Origin of the sequence: Cohnella sp. GCM10012308, from assembly GCF_042649185.1 — a bacterium.
Lineage (GTDB): Bacteria > Bacillota > Bacilli > Paenibacillales > Paenibacillaceae > Cohnella.
Genome location: NZ_JBHRYU010000045.1, coordinates 33,463 through 57,838, shown reverse-complemented (window position 1 = coordinate 57,838; position 24,376 = coordinate 33,463). Strand labels below are relative to the sequence as shown.

Here is a 24,376-nt window from a genome sequence, read left to right as displayed (position 1 = left end):
CTGGAATGTTCAGCTCCTGCGCAATGTCCCCCACCGACTTCGTCTGCTCCTGAATGTACTTCACTGTACGCTGTTTGAACTCTTCGTTAAACCGTTGCCGCTGTTCACCCAAAGTGAACACCTCCTCGATATTTCTATTATCATAATTCGCTTGAGTAGGTGTCCACTTTTTATTCTAGCTGCACTATGTCCGCAACATCGCCAAAAGCCATGTTTTTGAGTAAATAACGCATCTGGTGTCCGGCTACCAGCTGCCCGAAGCTGGCGAAGCCGGCAACGCCTGTCGTAGAGCAGGCGATGGCCATGGCGATGCCCGCGAAGCCAGCATCGCCTCTTGTAGAGTAGGCGATGGCCCTGCCACGGCCCGCGAAGCCGGCAACGCCTCTTGTAGAGCAGGCGATGGCCCTGCCGAGGCCCGCGAAGCCGGCATCGCCTCTTGTAGAGCAGGCGATTGCCCTGCCGCGGCCCGCGAAGCCAGCATCGCCTCTTGTAGAGCAGGCGATTGCCCTGCCGCGGCCCGCGAAGCCAGCATCGCCTGTCATAGAGCAGGCGATGGCCATGCCGCAGACTATTTTAAGCCTGTACAGACGATTTGCTACAGGCATGATTGGATCGTGGTATGTTGGCGGGCGTGCAGACCAAGGTCAACGACCTCTCGGATTCGATCGACTACGGCTTGCTGACATTACAGAGACGAGTGGCGGAATCCTGCTTCAAGCTGGGCTTCGCGATGCCGGCCGACCTGGCCGACACCGCGAGCTGTTATTTATGATAAAGAGTCGGCCGACCGGCGCCCGCTTGCCTGACCGGCTGGTCCCCGATACGAACGGCGATGTCTTGCGAGCGAACTTCGGAATCGGTATCGGTGGCCGTGCTTTCTTTCTCGCCCGGACTCAACGCTTCCTTTACCGAGTGTGCGATCGTGTGCAGTACGTCGCCTACCTCGTGCGTCGTCTCGAGCAGCGGATCGACGGTATTGATGCGACCTTTAACGTCCTTAACGGTACGGTTAACGGTATGAATTAATGCAGTCGCCTCGTGCGTGGCCTGAAGGGCGGATCTCTTGACATCGACCAGCGTGCGGTTGGCTTCGTCGAGGGTCGCCATCGTCTTCTTCATCGTCTTGACGGCGTAGAGGACGAAGACGGACAGGGAGACGGAAGCCAGCGCCGCGCTTTTGCCTCGCATCGGTCACACCTCCCGGGATTCGTGGGGAATGACGAATTCCTTCACGGGCGTCTGCACGTCGCCGTCCTTGGCGCTAATGTAGACGCGCATCTCGTCGGCAGGCTCGGGCGCGGCATCCGGCAGCTTAGGCTGCTCGAACGTGACGGCGGTAGAGCGCGGCTCTATGGCGCCGAATGCCTGGAAAATGCTCTCCACATGCGAGCGGTTCTCGGCCCCGGTCTTCACGATGACGAGCAGATGATCCTGCTCGACCAATGTCTTGTAGATCTCCGCCTCGCGGTCCGGAATTCCGAGACCGACGAGACCGCCGATGAGCGTGCCCGTGCTTCCGCCGACAGCTGCGCCGGCAATGACGGTCGCGATCGGTCCGGCCGCGAGCAGCGGGCCGAGACCCGGAATGAACAGCAGGCCAGCCGTGGCGAGGAGTCCCGCGGTTCCGCCGAGAAAGGCGCCCGCTACGCCGCCCGTAACCATGCCTTCCGCGCTGTTCGTGCCGGTGACGGTGTCCACGTGATGGACAGCTTCGCGTTTATGGCTGACGACGGAGATATCATCCTTGTTCCAGCCCGCCGCTTTTAACGCTTCGATCGCGTCAATGACGTCCTGTTCATTTCTAAACGTTCCAACGACTGGTGTAAGCATCGCAATCGCCTCCATGCTGTTTTTTTCGCTGGCCGCGCCAGCTGAATACTGATTATTCACCATGTTGGAATTGGAAATAACAGGGTGGACAAGCGGTGGCCGAACTTTATTTTCGCAGGCTTGTCCGAAAAAGGGGGGCTCTATTTGCGCGGAGAGGGGGCCAATCGCCTGCAATAGGAGAGGCGATGCGGGCTTAGAGGTCCGGCCCCGGCCAATCGCCTGCACAAGGAGAGGCGATGCGGATTCGCGGGGCCTCCCGAGACCAATCGCCTGCACAAGGAGAGGCGATACGGATTCGCGGGGCCTCCCGAGACCAATCGCCTGCACTACGAGAGGCGATACGGGTTCGCGGGGCCTCTCGAGACCAATCCCCTGCACTACGAAAGGCGATGCGGGCTCAGAGGTCCGGCCCCGCCCAATCGCCTGCACTAGGAGAGGCGATGCGGATTCGCGGGGCCTCTCGAGACCAATCGCCTGCACTAGGAGAGGCGATACGGGCTCAGAGGTCCGGCCCCGCCCAATCGCCTGCACTAGGAGAGGCGATGCGGATTCGCGGGGCCTCTCGAGACCAATCCCCTGCACTACGAAAGGCGATGCGGGCTCAGAGGTCCGGCCCCGGCCAATCGCCTGCACTAGGAGAGGCGATGCGGATTCGCGGGGCCTCCCGAGACCAATCGCCTGCAATAGGAGAGGCGATACGGGCTCAGAGGTCCGGCCCCGGCCAATCGCCTGCAATAGGAGAGGCGATGCGGATTCGCGGGGCCTCCCGAGACCAATCCCCAGCACTACGAAAGGCGATGCGGGCTCAGAGGTCCGGCCCCGGCCAATCGCCTGCACTAGGAGAGGCGATGCGGATTCGCGGGGCCTCTTGAGACCAATCCCCTGCACTACAAAAGGCGATGCGGGCTTAGAGGTCCGGCCCCGGCCAATCGCCTGCACTACGAGAGGCGACACGCGTCGTATCCCCCAATTGCGCAGAAAACCCAAAGAACCCGCCCTCACTCTCGGCAGGTTCTTTGGGTTAAACGATCTCAACGCTAACTAGCTGTCTTTTGGCTTCCGCCCGCGTCTGCCCGGCTGCTTGGGCTGGTTCGGCTCGCCAGGGGCTTCTGCGGAAGTAGCCGGTACGGTCGCTTCGGTCGTATCCGTCTTCCGCGTAGCCCGCGGCCTTCCGGCCGTCTTTCGGGCAGCGGGCGCAGCGGCTTTCTCGACAGCTTCCGCCGGCTTGGCATCCGCAGCGGCTTCGAGGCCGACATTTATTGGCTCGCCAGCAGCCGCCTTCCTGCGGCCCCTCGCCGGCTTGCCTTCGTCGGCTGCTCCGCCATCCTCCGCCTGTTGGTCGGCCGCCGCCTTCCTGCGGCCCCTCGCCGGCTTGCCTTCGCCGGCTGCTCCGCCATCCTCCGCCTGTTGGTCGGCCGCCGCCTTCCTGCGGCCCCTCGCCGGCTTGCCTTCGTCGGCTGCTCCGCCATCCTCCGCCTGTTGGTCGGCCGCCGCCTTCCTGCGACCTCTTGCCGGCTTGCCTTCGTCGGCTGCTCCGCCATCCTCCGCCAGCTGGACGGCCGCCGCCTTCCTGCGACCTCTCGCCGGCTTGACGACAGCTTCTGCTTCGCTATCCGCCGGCTTGCCATCGGCAGCTTCCACGCCGACTTGCGCCGTCTCGCTTTCCGCAGCATCCTCGCTATTCGCTGCTGCTACACCGCCAACCTCGGTTAGCTCGGCATCCGCAGCGTCACCGCCAGCCTCCTCCAGCTCGGCATCCGCAGTGTCGCCGCCAGCCTCCTCAAGCTCGTCATCGACAGCGTCGACGCCAACGTCCGCAGCTTCCTCATTCTCATCCTCATCGGCGGAATCGGTGGATTTCTGCCGCTCGTCCTCGGCGCGGTCCTTGGTTTCCTTGCGCTTGGCCGATGCCAGTTTGGCACGCGTCTCCTCGTCCAGATCCAGCTCTCCGAAACGCTCGATGTCGATCTTCGGATAAGCGAGATCCAGCGACTCGAACGCTTCCGTAATAATCTTCAGCACGCGGTAATCGCGGTACCAGCGCTTGTCCGCAGGGACGATATGCCACGGGTTGCGCTTTGTGCCGGTCGCCTCGAAGACATCTTCGTAAGCGCGGACGTACTCGTCCCAATGCTGCCGTTCCTTCAGATCGCTCGGATCGAACTTCCACAGCTTCTCGGGCCGGGTAAGCCGGTCGTGCAGCTTTTCCAGCTGAAATTCTTTGGAGATGTGAAGGAAAATCTTGATGACCAGCACGCCGCTGTTCGCCAGCAGCTTTTCAAAGTTTTTGATATGCTCGAGGCGACGCTCCGTCTCTTTTTTGTCGATGATGCCATGCACGCGGGTGATCAGCACTTCTTCATAATAAGAACGGTTAAAGGAGGCTATGTATCCCTTTTGCGGAATCAGCTTGTGGGTTCGCCACAAGAAGTCGTGGGAGGCTTCCTCCGAGGTCGGCGTCTTGAAGCTCTCGGCGCGATAGCCTTGCGGATTAAGCGCGGACAACACCTTTTTCACCGTGCCGTCCTTGCCGCTGCAATCCATCCCCTGGAACACGATCAGTACGCCGTTCGATCGGCTTGCATACAGCTTTTCTTGCGCTTCCTGCAGTCTGTCGCGAAGATCCTCGATCTCCGCTTCCACCTGCTCCTTGCTCTCGATATCGCCCGTGTCGCCGGGGTCGAAATCCTTCAGGGAAACGTGACGCTTGCGGTCAAGCCTGGTGCGGTCGGCCATGCGCTCTCCTCCGATTCTCGCTCGATTGTGGGTCTGACCCGGTGTTTGTTTCTATAATTATATCACTCCTAAAGGTAAAATTATAAACATGTCGCTCGCGCGGGCTAAGGCTGTATCAAATGGGGAAGCGCGTGTTATGATTTGGCTAAAAAAAATTTGCGGACGATGTCGATCCGGTCGTCCGGCGTTCGTCGTGTATATGAACGAGAAGGAGCGACAGTCGAAAAAGGCTGCGCTTCCTGCCCAAAGGAGGAAAAAAACATGCGGTTTATGATGATCGTCAAAGGTACGTCGGATTCGGAAGCGGGCGTTATGCCGAGCGAAGAGCTGGTGGCGGCGATGCAGCGGTACAACGAGGAGCTCGCCAAGGCAGGCGTCTTGGTAGCGGCTGACGGACTTCATCCTACGTCGGGAGGCATTCGAATCTCTTATCCGGAGGCGGGCGGCAAGCCGAAGATTACGGACGGACCGTTCACCGAGGCGAAGGAGATTATCGCCGGGTTTACGATGATTGAGGTAAAGTCCAAGGAAGAAGCGATCGAGTGGGCGCTCCGGATGCCGGATCCCCACGGGTACGGGCAAGGCCAGATCGAGCTTCGCCAGATCTTCGACATGTCGGACTTGACGCAGGATCCGGAAATGCTGGCCAAAGAGCAAGCGCTGCGCGAGCGGCTTGAAGGGCCTCGCCGGACATGAGCGAACGGGCCGCGCATCGCGCGATCGACGCCGTCTGGCGCATCGAATCGGCCAAGCTGATCGCGCGCCTGGCGACGATGGTGCGCGATGTCGGCCTTGCGGAGGACCTGGCGCAGGACGCGCTCCTGACCGCGCTCGAGCGGTGGCCGGAGACGGGCATCCCGGACAACCCCGGAGCCTGGCTCATGACGACGGCGAAGCGCCGGGCGATCGACTTGCTGCGGAGAAACAAGCTGCGTGACCGAAAATACGAGGAGTACGGGCGAGCCGGCGCGCTGTATACGGAGGACGACGTGGCAGCGGAGTCGGGCGAGATCGGCGACGAGCTGCTGCGCCTCATCTTCGCGACCTGTCACCCGTCGTTGTCGCGGGAAGCGCGCGTCGCGCTGACCTTGCGGCTCTTGGGCGGCCTGACGACGGACGAGATCGCGCACGCTTATCTCGTCCCCGAGCCGACTGTCGCGCAGCGGATCGTCAGGGCGAAGAAGACGCTCGGCGCGGCGCGCGTAAAGCTGGACGTGCCTGAGGGAGCCGAGCTGGAGGAGCGCCTCTCGTCGGTGCTCGAGGTCGTCTACCTCATGTACAACGAGGGATACTCGGCCACGGCGGGCGGAAGCTGGATCCGGCCGCTACTCTGTCAGGAAGCGCTGCGTCTCGGGCGAATGCTGGCGGAGGTCGCGCCGGGAGAACCCGAGGTGCACGGACTTGTCGCCCTGATGGAGATTCAGTCGTCGCGCTTCAAGACGCGCATAGGGCCGTCAGGCGAGCCGATCCTGCTCATGGACCAGAACCGCGCGCTGTGGGACCGGCTCCTGATCCGTCGCGGTCTGGCCGCGCTCGAGCGCGCGCGCAGCCAGGGCCGGCCGCTCGGCCCCTATGCGCTGCAGGCCGCGATCGCCGCCTGCCATGCGCAGGCGCCGACGCCCGGCGACACCGATTGGGCCCGGATCGCCGCGCTCTATGAGGCGCTCTCGCGGGCGGCGCCTTCGCCGGTCGTCGAGCTGAACCGCGCCGTCGCGATCGCGATGGCGTTCGGACCCGCGATCGGGCTGCAGATCGTCGACCGGCTGGCGGACGAGCCCGCCTTAAAGGGCTACTATTTGCTGCCGAGCGTACGCGGGGATCTGCTCGCGAAGCTCGGGCGCATGGAGGAGGCGCGTGCGGCTTTCGAACGGGCTGCCTCCATGACGCAGAACGTGCCGGAGCAAGCGCTGATGCGCCGGCGCGCGGCGGAATGCGCGGAGCGGCGTGCCGGGGATGCGGACAAAGAGCCGTGAGCGCGCGTTTGACATTGATCGAATCGGGCGAAGAGTCGGCGAAAAAGAGAAGCGGGGAATGAAATTTGACGAAAAGCCACTTGAACCAGGCGGCCTATGCCGTATCCAAAGACGGAACGCGGATCGCTTACGATACGATCGGCCAAGGGCCGGCGGTAATTTTGGCCGGGGGCGCGTTCAGCTACAGGAAGTTTCCGGGATTGCAGAAGCTGGCTCGCCTCCTCGCCTCGGACTTTACGGTCGTCAATTATGACAGGCGAGGCAGAGGGGACAGCGGGGATCAGAAAACATACGCGATTCAGCGGGAGATCGAAGATCTCGAGGCTGTCATCGGGGCAAACGGAGGCGTCGCGCATGTATGGGGGCTATCCTCGGGCGCGGCATTGGCGCTTGAGGCTGCGGCGAGCGGCGTCGGCATCGCAAAGCTTGCGCTTTACGAGCCTCCGTATCTAGCAGGGGGAACGGGTCCGGTCTCGCCGGCGGAACAGCGGTCGCAGCTTGAACGGCTGATCTCCGAGGGGCGCCGGGACGAAGCGGTCAAGTACTTCTTGCGCTTGATGGGCGCACCTGGATTTGCGGTAACGATGATGCGGCTGATGCCCTTTTGGCCGCGGCTTCGGGCCGTCGCGCACACGCTCCCTTACGATGCGGCGATCATGGGCGATTATTCGCTGCCTGCGGCCCGGCTCGCTTCGATCGGTTCGCCGGTGCTTGCGGTCGGCGGCGCCAAGAGCCCGGTTGCGCTTCGGGAGGCGGTGCGGCAGGTCGGCCTGGCCGTGCCGCATGGCGAGTCCCGCCTGCTCCCGGGTCAAAATCACAATGTATCTATGGACGCGCTCGCGCCGGTGCTGAAGTCGTTTTTCCTCGCTTGAGTTCGCTTGAGCTTGATCGATACAAACAAGGAGGGATGCCGCATGCGATTCATGATCCTGATCAAGGCGAGCGCACGCTTCGAAGCCGGGATCGAGCCGGCGGACGACCGGGCCGCCGCGTTCGCGGCCTACAGCCGGCAGATGAAGGAGGCGGGCGTCCTGATCGAGTCTGCGACCCTGCTGCCGAGCGCCGAAGGGCTCCGGCTGGCCTATCCCGAGACGGGCGGTCTGCCGGCGATGACGGCCGGGCCGTTCGACGGTTCGGAAGGGCAGGTCGCAGGCTACATGCTGCTCGAAGCCGAATCGGACCGGGAGGCATACGCCTGGGCGGCAGGGATGCCCGACCCTTACGGATTCGGGGAGGGCGGGATCGAGCTGCGCCGGCTCCGGGAGACGGCCGGGCCGCAGGTCGCCGGCGGTTCGAGTCCGATCGAAGCCGACCTGCGCGATCAGCTCGGTGCTTTAAGAAGCTTGCACGGATAAACGCATTGACTTATACGAAAAAATCACAATCTAAAGGAGCTAAAAACATGAACCCTGAAATCACGCAATTCATCGCCGACCTCAAAGAACCCTGGCAAGCCGAGCGCTGCCAGGCGCTGCGGGAGCTCACCCTGCAGACGATTCCGGACGCGCTCGAGCGCATGCAGTACAAAAAGCCGCATTACTTAAAAAACGGCAAGTATGCCGCCGTCATCTCGACGTCCAAGGACGCGGTGAGCTACACCATTTTTAACGCCGAGGGCATCGCGTTTCCCGAAGGCGCCTGGACCGGCCCGCCCGAGCGCAAGACGATCAAGATTGCGAAGACGCAGGACGTCAACGAAGCAGATGTGGCGGATTTGCTCAAGCAAGCTTCGGCTTCGCTGTAAACGGCGCCTATTTGATCGTTGACAGCTCTTCCATTTTTGGACATAATCGAATCAATGAAGGATACGGGGAAGCGCCCCGTCAGAGCCGAACACGAACCGTGTCGCTTTGACGGGGCTTTTCCGTCAGGAGGATGCTCGATGGATAAAAAGAAGCGGCCGGAGGATCGGGTCGGCGAGCAGCAGGTTACCTACGACATTTATGCCGCGATGCCGGACGACGGCCTGCGCTACGAAGTGCTGGACGGCTCGCTGGAGCTGATGTTGCCGGGGCCGAACACCCCGCATCAGATCTTGAGTTTTAATTTACAATCGACGCTGGCTAGCAGCTGTAAAGCGGAATACCTCATTTTGAGCGCACCGCTGGATGTCATTCTCAGCCCTACGAACGTGGTGCAGCCCGATCTGATCTTTATTGGTCTGCAGCGTGTCGAAATTGTAACCAAGCGGGGCATCGAAGGGCCGCCGGACCTCGTCGTAGAGATTTTGTCGCCCGGCTCGCGCCATCGGGACCGGGTCCGCAAGCAGCGAATTTACGAACGGCATGGCGTGCCGGAGTATTGGATCCTGGATCCTGTCGCCCAGACCGTAGAGCAGCATTTGTTGTCTGGCGAGCGCTACGAATTGACCTGCGTTTACGAAGGCGAAGACACGGTAACGTCGGACAGGCTGCCCTGCGTGTCGTTTACGGTGGCCGGACTGTTCGACGATCCGACCCTGCAGCGCCTGCTGTCCTCGAACTGAATCGCCGGAATTGCAGAAAAAGACAGCTCGCGGCCTTGACGGTCCGGCCGGGCTGTTTTTTTATGCCAGCTTATCCGGCGATGCTGTCGGGGATGGGCCTGCCGGCAATCGCCGGTGCCGCTTTTACGTCCGTCTTGCAATTTTACATTACGGTTATAAGCGGAAAATACAGACTTAACGAAGCGAGTCTAGTATATGTTTGTATACTACATTTAGGAGGGGAATTATGAAACTTCTAGAAAAGAAAGTATTCAAGGCTACGATGGCCGGTACGATCACGGCAGCTCTGCTCACGGTCAGTGCCGTCACCGTTCAAACGCATGATCGCGCGGACGCCGCATCCCCTCGCACCCAGAATGTAATCTTGTTCGTTGGAGACGGTATGGGCACCGCGCAGCGCGATGCCATCCGCCTGGCCACGGTCGGCGAGAAGGGCAAGCTGGCGATGGACGCCATGCCCTATGTCGGATTGATTCATACGAGCTCCACGATACCGGTCACAGACTCGGCTGCTTCGGCAACCGCCTATGCCAGCGGCGTTAAAACCTACAACGGCGCGATCGGCATGGACGCCAACAAAAAATCGGTCAAAACGATCATGGAATACGCCAAGGATAAGGGCAAATCGACCGGCGTGGTCACGACCAGCCAAGTTACAGACGCCACCGGCGCGGCCTTCGGCGCCCATGTCGAAGACCGTTCCAAGCAAAGCGACATCGCGCTGCAATATTTGACCAAGAGCAAGATCGACGTCATTCTTGGCGGCGGGGAAGACTTCTGGTACCCTGCGGGCAACCCGGGCAAGTTCCAGGACGAGCCTGCCGAGGATCCGTCGGAGAAGAGCAAGGGCACGCAGGGCAACTTGATCGACAAGGCCAAATCGCTCGGATATAGCTACGTTTCCACCAAGGCGGATCTGCAAAAATCCAAGGGCGGCAAGCTGCTCGGCCTGTTCTCCAACGAAGAGATGTTCCAGCAGAAGCCGGAGGGCGAGGGGGATATTTACAACCCGGTCGTATCTCTGCCCGAGATGACTAAAAAAGCGATCGATACGCTGTCCACCAACAAAAAAGGCTTCTTCCTGATGGTCGAGGAAGAAGGGACGGATGAGTTCGCGCACCAGAACAATGCCAAAATGACGATCAAGTCCGGCCAGCAGCTGGACCAAGCCGTCCAGGTCGCGAAGGACTTTGCCAAGAAGCACCCGGATACGCTCGTGCTCGTGCTTGCCGACCATGAGACCGGCGGCTTCTCGATCGAGGAAGTCAACGCGGACGACGAATCGGGCGACGGCATCTCCAAGGAAGACGGACCGTTCCAGATCGTGGGCTCCGACCACAACTTCGTCGTCGACTGGACGACCTCGGGCCATACGGCAGTCGACGTTCCGGTCACGGCCATGGGCCGCAACTCCGAGCTGTTCACCGGCATCTACGAGAACACCGAGGTGTTCACGAAGCTGATGCAGGCGCTGGGGATTAAGGCCAAGTAAGACTCGTCCGCCGGTGCTGACTGCCTGCGATAGCGCCAAGAAGCGCTTATCGGGGCGGGATCGAGCTGTAGTGAGGCCGAGATAGTGCCAAGAAGCGCTTATCAGCGGCGAGCGGCGCTCGCCTCGCTCGCAAAACGTAAAGAGACTCCGTCTCCCGGCACGACGGGAACGGAGTCTCTTTTTGCATTCGGCGACTAGACGTTCGCCGACTTCGTCCAGTTGTAGAGCATTTGTGCGGCTTCGGCACGGGTAGCCGTGTTCGAAGGCGCGATGATCGTGTCAGACTTGCCGCTGATGAGGCCGAGCTGCACGAGCGCATTCAGCTGCGTCTTCGCCCAGGCATGGATCGCTCCAGCGTCTGCATAACCGGACAATGCGTCCTTGGCCGCATCGACTGCCGTATTCGAGCCGGATGCCCGGAGCGCATTGTAGATCATGACGGCCATTTCTTCTCTAGTAATGGTAGCGTTCGGCGCGAACGAAAGGTCGCTCTTGCCGTTTACGATGCCGTGCTGATAGGCTGCGGCGACTGCCGATGCGTACCAGCTGTCCGCCACGATATCGGCGAACGGATTCGCCGCGCCGGCATCGGCTTCGAGGCCGAGCGTCCGGACGATCAGCGCCGCGAATTCGGCGCGCGTGATGCTGCGGCCGGGCGCGAATTGCTCCGGACCGACGCCAGAAACAATTTGCTTCGACGAGAGCACCTGAATCGCTCTGTTCGCCCAGTGCGCGGCCGGTACATCGCCGAACGTCTTGGCGAAAGACAGGACGCCGTACTTGCTAAAGTGAGAAAGCTCCGCATAGACAGTTCCAGCAGCAGCGTCCCATTTGCCGCCCACGTAATGCGCTTGGCCGTTCTCGTCCCAATAGTAGATACCGGTCAATTCCGGATCCGCGCCGGCATCAGCCTTCAGCTGCAGCTTCACCGGCTTGTCGAAGGACTGGCCGAGCGTCAGCGTCGATCCGTTCTCCAACTGCGCCGTCAGCGCCAGGTCAACGAATTCGCCAGCAGCGCGGAGCATGCCGCCGAGCTGCGCGCCGCCTTTTTGAAGAAACGCAGTGCGATCCGTATCGGAGACAGGCTTGATCTCCCAGCTCAGCGACTTTACTTTCTCCGTGCCGGCAGCGGACTGAAACTGCACCAGATTCTCATAAGGAATGAACAGCTTGCTGCCGTCCTTGGCCGAGAGCTGCAGATCCGTCTTGCCGTCGATCGCGGCCTGCACGCTTGCTGCCGTAGCGGTTACCGTTTCGCCGGCTGTATGAACAGGCTCGGTCGGGGTCGTAACTGTACCGCCGTTATTTCCACCATTGTTCCCGCCGTTGTTCCCGCCGTTTTCACCGCCGTCGCTTCCCGAAGCTTTAATTGCCGCCCGTCCCAGCTCGTAGGTGCGATCGAGCAGCGTCGCCTTCAGGACGACGTCGTAAGAACCCTTCTCGTCGAGCGGCGGCATCGTCCACGTGCCGCTCAACTCCGCCGCGCCGCGCGTGCTCAGCTTGTCGCTCACGCTGGCGACCTTCTCGCCCTTGGCGTCGTAGATGTCCACGACGACGGGAATCTCCAGCAGCGGATCGGCTTCGATCAGGTACGGCGACGCAAGAAGATGATCCGCATAGGCCGCGATCGCGTCCGTCGCCGAGACCGTATAGTCGGCCTTGACCGTCTTGCCGCTGTCGCCCTTCACGACCTCGAGCTTGCCCGCGAGCACGCCATCCGCCGCGTTGGAAGCGGCGAAGTGCCGGCTGTGCTGCGCGAACGACAAGCCGATCGACTTGGTATAGAAGGCGCTGTCGTGCGCCCCGTCGCGAACCTCCGCATAATGCGGCACGCCGTTTTCCATCAGATACTTGTGTAACGTGTTGACGGGAACATCGAACTTATAGACGTCCAGGTTGCCGGAGTCCAGGTAGATCGCGTACCGTTTGAGCGTATCGATCGGGTAACTCTTCAGGATGGCGATCGGATCCTGGCCCTGCTGCGTGAAGCTCAGCGCGCCCATGTGGCTCGCGATCGTGGAGAAGAGATCCGGGTACTGAAGGCCGATCGCGAAGGAGCCAAAGCCGCCCATCGACACCCCGGTCGTGCCTCTATAACGGGAGTCGTCGATCGTGCGGTAATGGCCGTCGACGAACGGCACAAGGTCTTTTACGACCATGTCCTGCCACTTCACGCCCGTCGCGCCGGTCCCGTTCACCCACCAGCTCGTGCCGGACGAATCGGGCATGACGACGATCATGTCCTTCATGGAGCCGTCCGCCGCGCCTTGATTCAGAATCTGGTCGATCTTGTCGATCTCGAACGATTCGCTGTCGCTGTTGAACTGGTGGAACAGGTAGACCGACGGATATCGCTTGTCGGGATCGCTCATATACGAAGGCGGCAGGTAGATTCGGAACGTGACGTTCCGCTGCGCGCTCTCCGAGTAGAACGAAGTTTTGTAGAAAAGCTTCTGGTCGCCCGTCTCTTTGGGCGCGCCGTCCTCGAATGCGTAGTATTGAGAGAGGCTGCCTTGCCGCACATTCACTTCCGTGCCGTCGTCCAGCGTGCCGGTGACGGTCACTTGCGCCGTGTACAGATAACGTCCGTCCAGCTCAAACACATAGGGACTCTGCACGGTCGTCTTGAGCGAAGCGTACGCGGCGAACCAGGCGTTTTTCTCCGCGACGGCCGCCAGCTTGTCGAAGCCTCCGTTGAAATACTGCGCCGACAGCGTCGCCGCATAAGCAGCAGCGTCCTTGTAGCCGATCGCGTCGAATTGCGATTGCGCCAGAGCCTTAACAGCGCTTACGATCTGGTCGGACGGCACCTTGGACGGCAGGTTCTTGACCTTTTGCGCCGCCGCCTTGGAATAGATGCCGATCGGGCCGGCATACCAGCCGCCGCCGCCGTTCTGATTGTACATCCGCACGGCGATCGTGTTGGTCTCTCCGCGGCGCAGCAGATTGGAAGGGATCGCGTATTCCCGGGATGCGGCCCAGAACGAGCTCGTATAAACGCCGCCACTGAAGCCGGTTTCGCCGACCAGTTGACCATTAATGTAAGTCATGTCCGCGTCGTCGATCTTGCCCGCCATCAGCGTCAGATCGTCCACCGGGAAGTCTGCGGGGACATAGAACTTTTTCACGTACCAGGCGGCGCCAAAGTAGTTGTTAATGCCGCTGTAGCCGCCGAAGCCGTCCGTCCACCAGTCGAGGCCGGGCTGAACGACGCTCCATGCCGAGGTGTCGAGGCTCTCGTCCGCGCCGTTGATCGAGGCGACGGGGAAGGAGTCTTTCGTAAATCTCCAGTCGCCTAGCAGGTCGATCTGCGTGTCCTCGGGCAGCGTGCCCGTCGGCGTGACGCGGATCAGCGGCTTCGTTCCCAAGGTGAACGAGGCGCCGAGAATCTTGGCGTCGAGCGTCAGATTCGTGCTCTTGAGCGAGCCGAGCGCGGAGACCGGCACCGTGAAGGCGCCGGTGAAGCTCGACTGGCTCGAGTTCTGCACGACATTGCCGAGACTTGTATTCGCCGCGTACAGCACGGCTGCGCTGCCCGGATCCGTCACCTTGAGGCCGACGTTCAGGTTAAACGCGCTATTGGCGCGATTTTCGTATACGGACCGCGTCACAGAAGTGCGGTTCAGGTTGACGGTGAAGTTGACGCTGACCTTCGTGTCGTCCGCGCCGATCGCCTGCGGCGCCGCCGAGAAGGAGCCGGTCAGCAGGCCTTTGGCGAAGCTCGCGCTGTGCATCATGAACGAGCGGTTCAGATAGGTCAGGTAATAGGATTTGTCGTGTCCGCCCGGACGCGACTGATAGCCGTGCGTTACATTGTTGGCGCGGAAGTACGCATGAATGTCGTTGGTGGAATTCGTCGCGTAGGTCATCGGATCGTCCGTGCCGCCGTCCAGATAGTACTGGTAGGTTTTAAGCGCGGCGGCCGTCTTGCCCTTGATCAGCGCGAGCGGCTGCAGGCCGCCCACGGTGCGGTCGAGCGCGCCCATGTGGCTGGCGATCGAGCCGAACAGCTCGGGATGACGCATGCCGAGGACAAAAGCGCCGAAGCCGCCCATCGAGACGCCGCCGATGCCGCGGAAGGCGGGCAGGGCGATCGTCGGATAGCGCTGGTCGATGACGGGAACAAGGTCGCTCGCGATCAGGTCTTCCCAGCGTCCGCCGTCTTGGTTGACGAACCAGCTGTCGCCGCTCGTATCGGGCATGACGACGATCATTTTCTGAATCGCGCCTTCGGCGGTCCATTGGTCGAGGCTGTCCTGAAGGCGGTCATCCTCGAACTGCTGGCTCGATTGCCCTTCTTCATGCAGCATATAGACGACCGGATAACGCTGGTTGCCGTTGTAATAGCCGTCCGGCAGATAGATGCGATAGGTCATTTCTTTGCCGAGGCTGGCGGAATAATAGCGGTCTACGTAAAAGCGGGGCTGCGCGTCGTCTGCGGCCGCCTGGGCGGACAAAGGCATTACGCCGATCAATACAAGCAGGGCGAGCGTCAACATGGACCATCTGCGCCAGTGCCGGGTGCCGGATCTATTCAAGGGGGAAAGTCCTCCTTCAAGGGGTGTGGGATGAGGTGCGGTACGTTGCGTTGCGTTGCGGTAAAGCGGGGCGAGTCGGAGAATCCCTCCCATCGTTAATTTGTAAACGGTTCCAGTCGATGGCTATACTTTAGTTTAAATTTAGTAAAAAATCAAATACAATTTTACTTCGGCGTTCAATCTGCGAAAAAATAGGGTGCAAACGTATGAAGTTATCAGTAAGATAGGTGCATATCGCGCGTCGCGGAGGATGGAACGGTCGCAAAAAAAGACCGTCTCCGGCAATGGATTCGGTCTCGCGCGTCATTTTCAGTTAAATTTTAGCAGTGCTTTCCCTGACCATCAGCCGGGTGGGCAGCACGATTTTTTTGCAGATGTCCCTTTTCGTATCCAGCCTGTCGGCCAACAAGCCGACAGCGGCCTCGCCCATGTAGTCGACGTGAACCTTGACGGTCGTGAGCGGCGGCTGAAGGAAAGCGGATATGGTATTGTCGTTGAAGCCGACGATAGAGATATCGCGGGGCGCCTGTACGCCGGCTTCATGCAGCATGCGCAGCGCGCCGGCTGCCATCGAGTCGTTCTGGATCAAAAAAGCGGTCGGACGGCTATCCGCCGCAAGCGCCTGCCGCATGAGCAGGTAACCGTCTTCCGAGGCGAGCCGCTCTCCGATGCGGACATGCTCCGGCCGGTACAGGCCGCGGTCCGCCAACCAATCGCGGCAAGCGCTCTCCCGGTCGTCGGGGACGAGGTGACCGCCGATGACGGTGCGGGCGCCGATATAGCCGATCTCGCGGTGTCCCAGCTCGTACAGATGCGCGAGCGCCTCGCCGACGGCTCTGCGCATGTCGATAACGACGGCGTCGAACCGGCTCTCGTCGGGCGACGAGTCGACGATCACGCAGGCGTCCGACAGCGCCGACATCCGTTCTACGTCTTCCGGCCGGAAGTGCCCGATTGCGATGACGCCGTCCAGCGCCTGGGCCGTATCGGAAGCGAGCCCGTTCTCCCGGAGATAGAGGCGCGCCATCTCGAACCCGCGCGTCAGGCATTCCCGCTCGATGCTAAGACGAATGGCCAGATAGTAGGGATCGGCCATCTCTTCGAGATCCGAGTACCAGCTGACGACGCCGACCCGGCATTTGCGGGCGGCCGCGCTTGCGCGCCCTCGCGGCGTCTTATAGCCGATCTCCTGGGCGATATCGAATATGAGCTTGCGCTTGGTCTCCGCGATCGACAGCGTCGCGTCCCCGTTCAACACGCGGGACACGGCCGTGATCGATACGCCGACCCGTTCGGCTATCGCTTTTAGCGTCGCCATGCCACTTCACCTTCCCCGGCGTCGTCCGCCGCGAATCTATCGCTCGGGCCGGAACGACCGTACGTACATGCCAGATTTAAATATGCCAGACTTCCTATGGATTTACAAACGATTTGCAAGGGAGACACGAACGATGGGAACGGACAGATCGCGCAGATGGTTCGGCAATCAATTCATACGCAACAAAATCATGGCGATCTATCTGCCGCTGATCCTGATTCCGCTGCTGGCGCTCGGCATCGCCTCCAACCGGATCTATACGCAGTCCCTGGTCGACAAGACGATCAAGGGCGTCGGGGACAACTCGTCGCTGATCATTACGCGGATTAACGGCATTCTGGCAAATGCGCAGAGCTGCGCCAACATCCTCGCGATCAATCTGGACCGCACGATTCTAGGACAAGGCGCCGCCTCGGGCGGGGACGAGCCGGACATTTCCGAGGCCGCGCGCATCCTGAATCAGCTCAGCTTCTCGATCCTCGTCTTCCCGGAGGTGCACAGCGCGGCGTTCATCGATCTTCAAGGCCGGGTATACGCGACGGCGCCGCAGCTCGAACGCGGGGACGAGGACTTGCTCCACACGGCCATTCTGACGCGCATCGACGGGACGAGCGGAGAGAATCTATGGTTTCCGATGGAGCGCAGAACCTACCTGACTCCGGACCCCGGACAGGCGGTCCTGACGCTCGGCAAACGCGTATTCAACATCAATACGGGCAAGCCGATCGGGTCGATCGTGCTGAACGTCCGCGAGGAAACGCTGTCGTCGGTGTACCGGAGCATCGGCTCGTTCGGAGAGGGCGTATTCTCGATCGCGGACGACCGGGGGACCGTCATCTCCTCGCAGCGGGCGGAGGATCTGCTGCTGCCCGAGAAGGACGCTGCGCTGCGCAGCTGGATTGCAAACGCTTCCGAGACGACGACCATCGGCAGCTTCGACGAAGGCAAGCTGCTCGTTGCGCGCTCCGGCTTTTCGTTTCTCGACTGGCAATTCATCGCGGCCGTTCCCTATGAAGCGCTGACCCACGACGTTCGCCAGGTGACGATGCTGATCGCGGTGATCGGCGGCATCTGCTTCCTGTTCGCGCTGCTCGGCGCCGGCATCCTGAACAGGCTGATCGCCATCCCGATCGTCCGCATGGCCCGCAGCATGAAGATGGTCAAGGAAGGCAACCTCGACATGCGGATCGGCGTCCGGACCAACGACGAGCTGGGGCTGCTCGCGTCGGGCTTCAATACGATGATCGCGCGCATCCAGGACCTGCTCCAGCACGTGAAGATCGAGCAGCGCAAAAAGCGCGAGTACGAGCTGGCCCTCATCCAGTCGCAGATCAAGCCGCATTTTCTGTACAACACGCTCGACGTCATCTACACGCTCTCGCAGATGGACCGGTCCAAGGACGTGCAGCGCACGACCAAGGCGCTGGCCGACTATTATCGCATCGTGCTGAGCAAAGGAAGCGAACAAATCACGCTGGAGGAGGAGCTTAGCGGTCTCCGGGATTATTTGTCCATCCAGAAAATCCGCTATTCCGACGTCTTCGACTACCAGATCGACGTAGACAAGTCGCTGCTGCCCTGCGCCATGCTCAAGCTGACGCTGCAGCCGCTCGTCGAGAATGCCATCTATCACGGTTTAAAAACGAAGGGCGGCTTCGGCCATTTAAGCGTCAGAGGACGGCGGGAAGGCGAGCGAATGGCGCTGACCGTCGAGGATAACGGCACCGGCATGACGGAAGAACGAATCCGGGCCTCGCTCGGCGGCGCGGAAGACAAGCGGCGGCCGGTCTCTTACGGCTTGCGCAGCGTCCACGAACGAATCAAGCTATACTTCGGCGAAGCTTACGGCGTCCGGATCGAGAGCGAGCCGGGCCGGGGCACGACGATCACGATTATCCTGCCTTGCCAGCTCGAGCCGTACGGCGGGTCATCCTATCCAGACGGAGGCGACAACGAATGACGAACATCTTGATTGCGGACGACGAGCTGATTTTTCGCGAATACCTGCGGCGGGTCATCGACTGGGAGCAATACGGATTCCGGATCGCGGGGGAAGCGAGGCACGGGCTCGAGGCGCTGGAGCTGGCAGCCGCGCAGCCGCCGGATATCGCGCTGGTCGACATTACGATGCCGTTCATGGACGGGCTCGAGCTGGCCGAACGTCTCAAGGCGCAGTACCCGGCTACGAGCGTCGTGCTCGTCACGGGCCACAATGAATTCGATTATGCCAGGCGCGCGCTGAAGCTCGGCGTCGAGGACTATATATTAAAGCCTTTCTCCAAGGAAGAGCTGCTGCTGACGCTGCTCAAGCTGCAGCAGCATCACCACAAGGCGCTCGAGGAAAAGGCGACGCTGCAGTCGACCGTCCAGCTGATGAAGGAGGGGCTGCTGAACCGGCTGGTAAGCGGGCAGCAGGAGGAAGACGGCGAGACGACCATCCGCCGGCTGGAGGCTTACGATCTTCGTCTGGACCGGCCGGCCTATACGGTCGCATGCATCGAGATCGACGATATGGACCGCAAATGGAGCGAGGTCAGCGAGCGGCTGCTGTGGAAGTACGCGGTCAGCAACATTCTGGCGGAGGCGATGGAGGACGACGGCAAGCCGGTCATCTTCAACGGTCCGGAGGGCCGGATCGTCTGCCTGGTGAGCCATGCGTCTTCTGCCGCGGGAGCGGGATCGACCGGCGCGGCAGGTCTCGAAGCCTACGAACGGCTGTGCGCGCTCATCAAGCGTTACCTGAAGTTCACGATCACCGTCGGCGTGGGCAGCGGGTACGAAGGGACGGGGCGCATCGCCGACTCCTACAGGGAGGCGATCGCGGCGCTCCAGAACAAGTTCGTGCTTGGCTGCGACCGGGTCATCGGCTACGACACGCTCGCGAAGGGGGCGTCCTCGCTCGGTCAATACCCGCTCGAGAACAAGGAGGCGCTGCTGCACGACCTGCGGATGGCCGACGACAGCCGGCTTGCGGAGCGGCTCGGCGGGCTGTTCCGGTCGGTCCGCGAGCAGAAGCTGTCGATCGAATACACGTACGTCGTCTGCATGGGACTCGTCTCCGTCTGCCTGAGCTACATCAGCGAAGCGGGGCATCCGATCGAGGACTGCTTCGGCGAGCACTTCTTTCCTTATAGCGAGATCCAGCGGCTCCGCACGGTTCAGGAGGCGGAGGCGTGGATCACGCGCTTGTTCATGCAGGCGTCCGCCTACGCAAGGCAGCACAAAAAGACGCGCGCCTCGATCATCGCCCGTTCCGCCAAAGCTTACGTAGAACAGCATTATGCCGACCCGGAGCTCGGCGTGGAGCGGGTCGCGGGACATGCGTTCATCAATGCGAGCTATTTGCGGGCCGTGTTCAAAAAAGAGCTGGGCATGACGCTGTCGGACTATATCACGCATGTGCGGATGCACAGGGCCAAGGACATGCTCGGCGAGGGCAACGTGAAGCTGGCGCATGTGGCGGAATCGACCGGATACAGCGACCTCAGCTATTTCAGCAAGAGCTTTAAAAAGTTTTTCGGGCGGCCGCCGAGCGAATACGAGAATCTGCTGAGAGAGCGCGGCTAAGCGCAGGCGCCTGCCGGCATTGGCGTCGGCGTGCGAATAGACAGATGCGCGGATATTACAAATCCGCATCGTTCTCTCCATTATCTTCGCAGGGACCGGCTCCTATAATAAAGGCATAGTTCCAGTCGAGAATATACGAACTATATCGGAGGTCCGGGGAAAATGAAAAAATGGTCATTGTTGCTTAGCGTGACGCTGCTGATGAGCGCGCTCACGGCTTGCGGTTCAAACAACGAAAAAGAAGCAGGCGCTTCGGAAAGCGCGAGCCCGAGCCCGAGCGCTTCTAGCAGCGCGTCGGCAGCCGAGAGCGCGAGTCCGAGTCCGAGCGCGGAGACGCAGAAGCCGGTCAAGCTGAAGATTTACGCGCAGTATTCCGACGACGACACGAAGCTTCCTTACGACTACGCCGCGGCCGAGCTGAAAAAAGCGATGCCGAACGTGGAGCTGGAGCTGGACGTCCAGGCGCAGGACGACGGACAGAAGTTGAAGACGTATGCGGCGATGGGCACGCTTCCGGATATTTTCCAGGCGAACCTGGACATCATCAATACGTTCAAAAACTCGAACAACATCCTCCAATTGGACGAATACGTCGACAAGCTGGGCTTCAAGGACAAGATGTACCCGAGCACGATGAACACGCTGGTCACGGAGGACGGCCACAGCTACGCCTTCCCGTATGCCGGCAACGAAGTCGGATTACTCTTCTATAACAAGGAAATCTTCGCGGCGAACAACGTGCAACCGCCGAAGACTTACGCGGACTTGCTGGCCGCCGTCAAGACGTTCAAAGCGGCCGGCGTCACGCCGCTCTCCATGTTCGCGAAGGAAAAGTGGCCGGCGGTCGTTCTCTACGACATGTTCGTCACGCGGACGGAGCCGGAAGGCATCCTGAAGCTCGACCGCGGCGAGGCCAAGGCGAGCGATCCCGCCTACAAGCAAGCTGCGGAGCAGGTTATCGAGCTGGTCAAAGCCGGCTTGCTGCCCAAAGGCGCGACGAGCATGAACTACGACCAGGCGGCGGCGCTGTTCCGCGAAGGCAAGGCGGCGATGTTCGTCAACGGCCAGTGGGAGATAGAGGACTCGACCAAGGCGCTCGGCGACAAGCTCGGGTACCTGTACGTTCCGGCAGCCGACGAAGCAGCCTATGAGGCGGCCAAGTATAACTTCACCGGGGGCGGCGGACCGAGCGGCTACGCAGTCTCCTCGCATTCGGACAACAAGGAAATCGCAGCGGAAGTCGCAGCCTTCCTTTCCGAGAAGTATGCCGAATTCAAGTATACGCAGCGCGGCACGCCAATCGTTGCTACCAAGGTCGACCTGCCCGTGCAAAAGGAATTCCCGCCGACGATGCAGCAGCTCGCCGACGATATCCCCAACATGAAGACGACCGCGTTCGCGTGGGGTCTCGGCAATGCGAAGTTCAAGGCTGCGATCGAAGACGCTTCTCAATCCCTCCTGACCGGCGCTTACTCGGCCGACCGGTTCGCAAGCGACGTCGACAAGGCGATCGAGCAATCCAAGTAATCCTTCCCATTCTAGAAACGTTCCGCGAAGATCGCGCGCCGCAGGCTCCCCGAGAGCCGGCGCGCGGCTCCCGGAATCCATCCCTGAGGGATTCGCATGACGACACGAAAGTAGTGGTGACATGAATAAATATCTGGGCAACAAGACGGCGATTCTCCTTTTTATCCTGCCCGCGCTGCTCGTTTACTCCGTCGTCGTGTTTTATCCGATGCTCCAGGTGTTCTTCCGCAGCCTGTACGAATGGGACGGACTGACGCCGGGCACGTTCATCGGATTCGACAATTACACCCGCATGTTCGACGACAGCATTTTTCATACCTCGGTTTACAACGGCCTTGTGTTCGCCCTGATCATTACCGTCGCCCAGCTCTCGATCGGCACGCTTCTGGCATTCGCAGTCGCGGAAGCCGGCATCCGCGGCCGCAAGTTCGTCCGCATCAGCGTATTCATCCCCGTCGTGCTCTCGATTACGGTCGTCTGCCAGCTGTGGATGGCGATGTACAATCCCGAGTACGGATTGATTAACCGACTGTTCGAGCTATTAGGCATCCCGTATCAGCAGGACTGGATCTCCGGCAGCCGTACGGCCATCTATGCGCTGGCCGCCGTGAACGCCTGGCAGTACATGGGCTACCACTTCGCGCTGCTGCTGGCGGCGGTCAAGTCCGTGCCCGAGCATTATATGGAAGCCGCCCGCATCGACGGCGCGAGCAAGTGGAAGGCGCATCTGCGGATCACGATTCCGCTGATGGCCGAGACCTACAAGTTTTGCCTGATCTTCGCCATTACCGGCGGCTTGAACGCCTTCGCCAATATGTACATTATGACGGGCGGCGGTCCGGGCACGAGCACGTATACGCTGACGTACATGATGTACCGGTCGGCCTTCCGGGTCGGCGAATACGGCTACGGCAGCGCATCCGCCGCCTTCCTCGTCATTGAGTGCCTGATCGTCACCCTGCTGATCAACCGCTTTATCGCGCGACAACGGATCGTTTACTAGAGAGGAGGCGCGAGCTTTGGGGACGCCTTGGTACAGGCAGCCGTTCAAGCACGGCCTGCTGTGGCTGTACGCGCTGCTGTCGATTTACCCCCTGTTTTGGATGGTTTCCTATTCGCTTAAGAGCAACGACGAGATTTTTGTCACCAATCCTTTCGGCCTGCCGTTTCACTTCCGAATCGAGAACTACAAGACCGCCTGGGAAAGCTTCAACGTACCCGTCTACTTCCTGAACAGCGTGATCGTGACCTGCGCGACGGTCGTCGGCAGCCTGACGCTTGCCGTGCTGTTTTCCTACGCCATCGCCCGCATGCGCTTCAGGTTCAGCGGCGCGGCGCGCATCTATCTGGTCATCGGCATGTTCGTGCCCGTCCAAGTCATCATGATTCCGCTGGCGATTCTGATGCGAGACTTCCATCTGGCCAACACGTACGGCTCGCTGATCGTGCCTTATATTTCGTTTAACCTGTCGTTTGCGACCATGGTGTTCTACGGCTTCTTCAGAGGCATCCCGATCGAGCTGGAGGAATCGTCCTGCATCGACGGCGCCAGCATCTACCGCACGTTTTTCAGCATCATGCTCCCGATTATCCGGCCGGCGCTCGCGACGATGATCATCTTCGTTTTTCTCGCCGCGTGGAACGAGTTTCCGATGGCGCTGGTGCTCATCTCCAAGGAAACGCTGAAGACGCTTCCGCTCGGCCTGCTGTTTTTCCAGGGACAGTTCACGACCGATTGGGGCGCGATGGGCGCCGCGATGACGATCGCCAGCATCCCGACGGTATTCCTGTACATGATTTTCAGCGATCAGGTAGAGCGGGCGCTCACGGTCGGCTCGGCTGTAAAAGGATGACCGGGGAATGAGGCAGACCCGGCCGGATTCCGGAGGACGAGGAGTGTGGGCATCATGACGACGATCGAAGAAATCGCGACGCAGGTCGGGGTGTCGGCGGCGGCCGCGGCGCGCGTGCTCAGCTACGATCCCTCGCTATCGGTCGGGGACGAGCTGCGCAGACGTATATTCGAGGCTGCGGCAGCGCCGCCGCGGCGCATGGGCGCGACAGCAAGCGAGAGCGGCCGCGGCGCTCGGGCGCGAAGGATCGGGCTGCTCGGCATCGGCAGCGCCCCAGGTGCGGCGGCGGATTGGCATCGCGAGGTCCGTTCGGGCGTGGAGCGCGCATGCGCGCGCCGCGGGATCGAGTGCGTCCCGCTGTCCGACCCGGTATCGGCGCTAGCGATCTCGCCTTGGTCGCCGGACCGGCTCGACGGCTTGATTTCCATAGGCAGCCTGAAGCCGGACGAACTTGCACGGCTGCCCGCGCTGGGCAAGCCGACCGTGTTCGTCGGCTCCTCGCCGGACGATACGCGCTACGACTCGGTCGTGGTCGATTATTCCGAGGCCATGGAGCGGCTGATCGACCATTGGACGGGGCTAGGCTTCCGGCGTTTCGTCTATATAGGAAGCTGCGGGCCGGAGAACGAGACCGGTCGGGCCGACCGGCTTGCCGCGCTGCGGACCGGGCTTGACCGCCGCGGGCTCGGCCCGCTGCAGGCGCGGTGCGCGTCGGCGTCCGAGCCGGAGGCGGAGGGCCGGCGTCTGATGGCGCAAGCGCTGCGGGAATCGCGGGCGCCGACCGCCTTTGTCTTGGAAAGCGGGCGCCTGGCCGCGGGCGCTGCCGATGCGGCGAGAGAGGCCGGAAGGCAGGTTTCCGGGGACGCGGCGCTGGTCGTGCTGGACGGCGGCGGACTGGAGGCCTCGCTGTCCGAGCCGCCGTTCGCGACGGTCCGGACGCCCGCGGCCCTCTTGGGCGAGTCGGCCGTGACGCAGCTTGCGGACAGGCTGCGCACGCAGCGTCTTTTCGCGCAAAAAACGGTGCTGAACGCCGCCTTGTTCGCTTGAGAGAATTCTA

General features: G+C 61.2%; 20 protein-coding genes. 14 read left to right on the top strand and 6 right to left on the bottom strand.

Annotated elements, in window-relative coordinates:
- Positions 1 to 170: 170 nt before the first annotated feature.
- Entirely contained in the window at positions 171 to 605 is a 435-nt protein-coding gene (locus ACFOTD_RS31415; protein WP_378123909.1) for a hypothetical protein, read from the bottom strand.
- A gap of 2 nt (positions 606 to 607) precedes the next feature.
- On the opposite strand from ACFOTD_RS31415, the gene ACFOTD_RS31410 reads away from it, so the two are divergent.
- Positions 608 to 772, top strand: a complete 165-nt coding sequence (locus ACFOTD_RS31410) for a hypothetical protein (protein WP_378123907.1) — start codon at positions 608 to 610, stop codon at positions 770 to 772.
- Here the strand turns inward: ACFOTD_RS31410 and ACFOTD_RS31405 are convergent.
- From ACFOTD_RS31405 to ACFOTD_RS31395, 3 genes are all read right to left on the bottom strand, one after another.
- Entirely contained in the window at positions 763 to 1,188 is a 426-nt protein-coding gene (locus ACFOTD_RS31405; RefSeq protein ID WP_378123906.1) for a DUF948 domain-containing protein, read from the bottom strand. The two genes, ACFOTD_RS31410 and ACFOTD_RS31405, sit on opposite strands and share 10 nt — an antisense overlap.
- 3 nt (positions 1,189 to 1,191) lie before the next feature.
- Entirely contained in the window at positions 1,192 to 1,830 is a 639-nt protein-coding gene (locus ACFOTD_RS31400; protein ID WP_378123905.1) for a general stress protein, read from the bottom strand.
- A 1,041-nt stretch (positions 1,831 to 2,871) separates the two neighbouring features.
- Entirely contained in the window at positions 2,872 to 4,566 is a 1,695-nt protein-coding gene (locus tag ACFOTD_RS31395) for a PPK2 family polyphosphate kinase (protein WP_378123903.1), read from the bottom strand.
- Positions 4,567 to 4,827: 261 nt separating this feature from the next.
- Between ACFOTD_RS31395 and ACFOTD_RS31390 the strand changes: the two genes are divergently transcribed.
- The 7 genes from ACFOTD_RS31390 (at position 4,828) to ACFOTD_RS31360 (ending at position 10,516) form a co-directional block, all read left to right on the top strand.
- The gene (locus tag ACFOTD_RS31390; protein ID WP_378123902.1) at positions 4,828 to 5,262 is read left to right on the top strand and encodes a YciI family protein; all 435 of its coding nucleotides are present in this window, start codon (positions 4,828 to 4,830) and stop codon (positions 5,260 to 5,262) included.
- Positions 5,259 to 6,539, top strand: coding sequence for an RNA polymerase sigma factor (locus ACFOTD_RS31385; RefSeq protein ID WP_378123901.1), 1,281 nt, complete (start codon positions 5,259 to 5,261; stop codon positions 6,537 to 6,539). The genes ACFOTD_RS31390 and ACFOTD_RS31385 overlap by 4 nt, the downstream gene beginning before the upstream one ends.
- 65 nt (positions 6,540 to 6,604) lie before the next feature.
- Entirely contained in the window at positions 6,605 to 7,411 is an 807-nt protein-coding gene (locus ACFOTD_RS31380) for an alpha/beta fold hydrolase (protein ID WP_378123900.1), read from the top strand.
- Positions 7,412 to 7,453: 42 nt separating this feature from the next.
- Positions 7,454 to 7,894, top strand: coding sequence for a YciI family protein (locus ACFOTD_RS31375; RefSeq protein ID WP_378123899.1), 441 nt, complete (start codon positions 7,454 to 7,456; stop codon positions 7,892 to 7,894).
- Between the two features lie 47 nt (positions 7,895 to 7,941).
- A complete protein-coding gene (locus ACFOTD_RS31370; RefSeq protein ID WP_378123898.1) occupies positions 7,942 to 8,283 on the top strand; it encodes a DUF1801 domain-containing protein in 342 nt (113 codons plus the stop codon).
- A 138-nt stretch (positions 8,284 to 8,421) separates the two neighbouring features.
- On the top strand, positions 8,422 to 9,024 hold the full coding sequence (locus ACFOTD_RS31365) for a Uma2 family endonuclease (protein ID WP_378123897.1): 603 nt from the start codon (positions 8,422 to 8,424) through the stop codon (positions 9,022 to 9,024).
- A gap of 226 nt (positions 9,025 to 9,250) precedes the next feature.
- A complete protein-coding gene (locus tag ACFOTD_RS31360) occupies positions 9,251 to 10,516 on the top strand; it encodes an alkaline phosphatase (protein ID WP_378123896.1) in 1,266 nt (421 codons plus the stop codon).
- Between the two features lie 194 nt (positions 10,517 to 10,710).
- Here ACFOTD_RS31360 and ACFOTD_RS31355 read toward each other — a convergent pair whose 3' ends face one another.
- Positions 10,711 to 15,054 carry an alpha/beta hydrolase-fold protein gene (locus tag ACFOTD_RS31355; protein WP_378123895.1) on the bottom strand — a complete coding sequence of 1,448 codons (4,344 nt, stop codon included), beginning with the start codon at positions 15,052 to 15,054 and terminating at the stop codon, positions 10,711 to 10,713.
- A 313-nt stretch (positions 15,055 to 15,367) separates the two neighbouring features.
- A complete protein-coding gene (locus ACFOTD_RS31350; protein WP_378123894.1) occupies positions 15,368 to 16,372 on the bottom strand; it encodes a LacI family DNA-binding transcriptional regulator in 1,005 nt (334 codons plus the stop codon).
- A 133-nt stretch (positions 16,373 to 16,505) separates the two neighbouring features.
- On the opposite strand from ACFOTD_RS31350, the gene ACFOTD_RS31345 reads away from it, so the two are divergent.
- The 6 genes from ACFOTD_RS31345 to ACFOTD_RS31320 all read left to right on the top strand — a co-directional run bounded on the left by ACFOTD_RS31345 (position 16,506) and on the right by ACFOTD_RS31320 (position 24,366).
- A complete protein-coding gene (locus ACFOTD_RS31345) occupies positions 16,506 to 18,332 on the top strand; it encodes a sensor histidine kinase (RefSeq protein ID WP_378123893.1) in 1,827 nt (608 codons plus the stop codon).
- Positions 18,329 to 19,939: a response regulator gene (locus tag ACFOTD_RS31340; protein ID WP_378123891.1), complete on the top strand. Its 1,611-nt coding sequence runs from the start codon at positions 18,329 to 18,331 to the stop codon at positions 19,937 to 19,939. Before ACFOTD_RS31345 ends, ACFOTD_RS31340 begins: the two co-directional genes overlap by 4 nt.
- Before the next feature lie 162 nt (positions 19,940 to 20,101).
- Positions 20,102 to 21,466: an ABC transporter substrate-binding protein gene (locus ACFOTD_RS31335; protein ID WP_378123890.1), complete on the top strand. Its 1,365-nt coding sequence runs from the start codon at positions 20,102 to 20,104 to the stop codon at positions 21,464 to 21,466.
- 121 nt (positions 21,467 to 21,587) lie between these two features.
- On the top strand, positions 21,588 to 22,469 hold the full coding sequence (locus ACFOTD_RS31330; protein WP_378123889.1) for a carbohydrate ABC transporter permease: 882 nt from the start codon (positions 21,588 to 21,590) through the stop codon (positions 22,467 to 22,469).
- A gap of 16 nt (positions 22,470 to 22,485) precedes the next feature.
- The gene (locus ACFOTD_RS31325; protein ID WP_378123887.1) at positions 22,486 to 23,319 is read left to right on the top strand and encodes a carbohydrate ABC transporter permease; all 834 of its coding nucleotides are present in this window, start codon (positions 22,486 to 22,488) and stop codon (positions 23,317 to 23,319) included.
- A gap of 54 nt (positions 23,320 to 23,373) precedes the next feature.
- Complete coding sequence (locus ACFOTD_RS31320; RefSeq protein ID WP_378123886.1) at positions 23,374 to 24,366, top strand: LacI family DNA-binding transcriptional regulator; 993 nt, start codon at positions 23,374 to 23,376, stop codon at positions 24,364 to 24,366.
- Positions 24,367 to 24,376: the final 10 nt, after the last annotated feature.